Here is a 2,465-nt window from a genome sequence, read left to right on the forward strand (position 1 = left end):
ATTTTAGTTTCAACAGAATACTTTGGCATAATAAAAACCCCTTGCTTGGATTTCTCCAATGCAAGGGGTTCATTACAATCGTAAATGCAAAGTCCTTTTTTTATTCTTCAGTTGAAGCTTTCTTTTTACGCCCTTTAAGTGCTGTAATCAAGACAGGAATCAATGATACAAGTACGATTCCTAAGATTATCATTGAAAAATGTTCTTGTACTACAGGGATGTTACCAAATAGATAACCGGCTAATGAGCAAACCAAGACCCACAGAAATGCTCCCAATACATTAAATTTAAGGAATTTAGTGTATTTCATCGTTCCACTACCAGCTACGAAAGGAACGAAAGTTCGAATCAATGGAATAAAACGTCCAATTGCGATTGTTTTACCACCATGTCTCTCAAAGAATCCATGTGCTTCGTCAAGGTGCTCTTTATTTATTAGTTTACTTAGATACTTATTCTCAGTTGCAAATTGCCCAAAATGTTCACCAATTTCATAATTCATTGAGTCGCCCAACGTTGCTGCTGCAAAGAAAATCACGAACATGACCAGAGGGTTCAATCCATAATCAGGATTAGCGGCCAATGCCATAGCAGCAAAAATCAACGAATCTCCGGGAAGGAAAGGTAAAATAACAACCCCGGTTTCAATGAAAATGATTAGAAATAGTATTAAATACGTCCATAGTCCGAAGTTATTAACGATATTGACCATATGACTGTCAATATGCAGAATAAAATCGACTAGACTCATTACATAACTCAATCAATCAACTCCAAAATTTTCAGATTAAACTTCATTATACTATCTTAGCTTAAATTAAGTTTAAAAAATTGAAAAATTTTAATTATTGTTTAAAGAGGGATGTACTATGTTCGAAATAATCACGTTCAGGATACATGTTACGTAAAGCTTTTGTAACAGCAATCGGGCCTTCAGCAAACGCAGTTGCAATTAATTGAAGTTTCCCTGGGTATGTAATAATATCTCCGATAGCAAATACATTTGGCAAATTGGTTTCCATCTCGCGATCAACTTTGATGAATGGACCTTCAAGATCTAAATTCCAATCATGCAAAATCTTTGAGTCAGAAACGAAACCATAATTTACTAACAATTTATCGATCGTGATCGTTTTGATCTCATCAGACTTAATCATCTTCAAAGTAACATTAATTTTGTCGTGATCGTCTTGGTTAAAGTTAACATTCTTGATGATATATGGATTAAGCTGTTCAACATTAGACTCGTTGAGATCAGAAACACTAGATTCCATAGCACGATATTTGTTTCTTCTATGAATCAATGAAGTAGATCTCGCCACGCTGTTCAGATGAATGGCCCAGTCAACAGCTGAGTCGCCACCACCAGCAATTGCCACGTCCTTATTACGAAAATCTTCAATGTTATTTACAAAGTAACTAAGATTGTTTTCTTCTAATAAAGGATCATAGTCAAAGGTTAGCTTACGAGGTTTAAATGCACCATTACCGATAGCGATGACAATACTTTTTGAAACAATAGACTCTTTACTAGTAGATATGTTCCAGACACCATCATCTAGTTTTAGATCGGTAACAGAGGTATCTAGGTATTCATCACAGCCTAGTAGATGTAATTGATCTATTAATGACGTGGCCAAGTCTGCTCCAGATACTTTAGGCAGAGCCGCAATGTCAAAAATTTCTTTTTGAGCGTAGAGTGTCTCAGGTTGCCCCCCTAGTTTAGGCAAACTTTCTATTAAAGCGACGTTTAATTTGCGCATACGAGCATAGTATGCGGCAAAGATCCCAGCAGGGCCACCACCAATAATTGCTATGTCGTAAATTTTCTTATTCATAATATGTCACCATTCTTTTCAATCTGTTAGAATATATTGTTGCATAGAACATAACTAAAAATAAAGGAGGTAAGCTCATGAAAATAGGAGATAAACTCTCAGGACAAGTGTCAGGAGTGCAAAAGTATGGAATTTTTGTAAAACTTGAAAATGGTCAACAAGGGTTGATACATATTTCAGAATTACGTCATGGCTATGTACCTAATGTTGAAAACATGTATCGTATTGGTGACAAAGTAGAAGTAATAGTTATGGGAATAGATGAATTTAATCATAAGATAAGCCTGTCAATACGTGCATTACATAAACAAAAGATAGGGCATCCAATCTTACATAAACACTTCTGGACCGATTATAAGGACAAGATTGGTTTTCAAACGATTCAGAGTCAAAGAAAACGTTGGATAGATGAAGCAATTAGTGAAATTATAGAGAAATAATAAAAAAATCACATTTTTTTTCAAAAAGGGGTTGCAAGACGCAATTCTAATTGGTAATATATTACCTGTTGTTGCGACAGAGCAACGGCGACAACGTATTGATGAGTTTCATTCATCTTTACCTTCAAAAAATTATTTTAAAAAGTTGTTGACATTAACTTGTCCAATTGATAAGATAATTGAGTCG

The 2,465-nt window shown here is 34.9% G+C and carries 3 protein-coding genes; 1 reads left to right on the top strand and 2 read right to left on the bottom strand.

Annotation, left to right across the window (positions count from 1 at the left end):
* Nucleotides 1-100: 100 nt before the first annotated feature.
* Together EKM64_RS11225 and EKM64_RS11230 are read right to left on the bottom strand one after the other, a co-directional pair.
* Entirely contained in the window at nucleotides 101-751 is a 651-nt protein-coding gene (locus EKM64_RS11225) for a DedA family protein (RefSeq protein WP_164505372.1), read from the bottom strand.
* A 94-nt stretch (nucleotides 752-845) separates the two neighbouring features.
* Nucleotides 846-1,838, bottom strand: a complete 993-nt coding sequence (locus tag EKM64_RS11230) for an NAD(P)/FAD-dependent oxidoreductase (protein ID WP_125678556.1) — start codon at nucleotides 1,836-1,838, stop codon at nucleotides 846-848.
* A 77-nt stretch (nucleotides 1,839-1,915) separates the two neighbouring features.
* On the opposite strand from EKM64_RS11230, the gene EKM64_RS11235 reads away from it, so the two are divergent.
* Nucleotides 1,916-2,278 (top strand): CvfD/Ygs/GSP13 family RNA-binding post-transcriptional regulator, encoded by a 363-nt coding sequence (locus EKM64_RS11235; protein WP_125678558.1) that lies wholly within the window; start codon nucleotides 1,916-1,918, stop codon nucleotides 2,276-2,278.
* Nucleotides 2,279-2,465: the final 187 nt, after the last annotated feature.

It is taken from the genome of Companilactobacillus keshanensis, assembly GCF_003946205.1.
GTDB lineage: Bacteria > Bacillota > Bacilli > Lactobacillales > Lactobacillaceae > Companilactobacillus > Companilactobacillus keshanensis.

What these genes read in the sequence shown, in the direction of transcription:
- EKM64_RS11235 (WP_125678558.1), top strand. Translation starts at nt 1,916, where the DNA reads ATGAAAATAGGAGATAAACTCTCAGGACAAGTGTCAGGAGTGCAAAAG.
- EKM64_RS11230 (WP_125678556.1), bottom strand. Translation starts at nt 1,838, where the DNA reads ATGAATAAGAAAATTTACGACATAGCAATTATTGGTGGTGGCCCTGCT.
- EKM64_RS11225 (WP_164505372.1), bottom strand. Translation starts at nt 751, where the DNA reads ATGAGTCTAGTCGATTTTATTCTGCATATTGACAGTCATATGGTCAAT.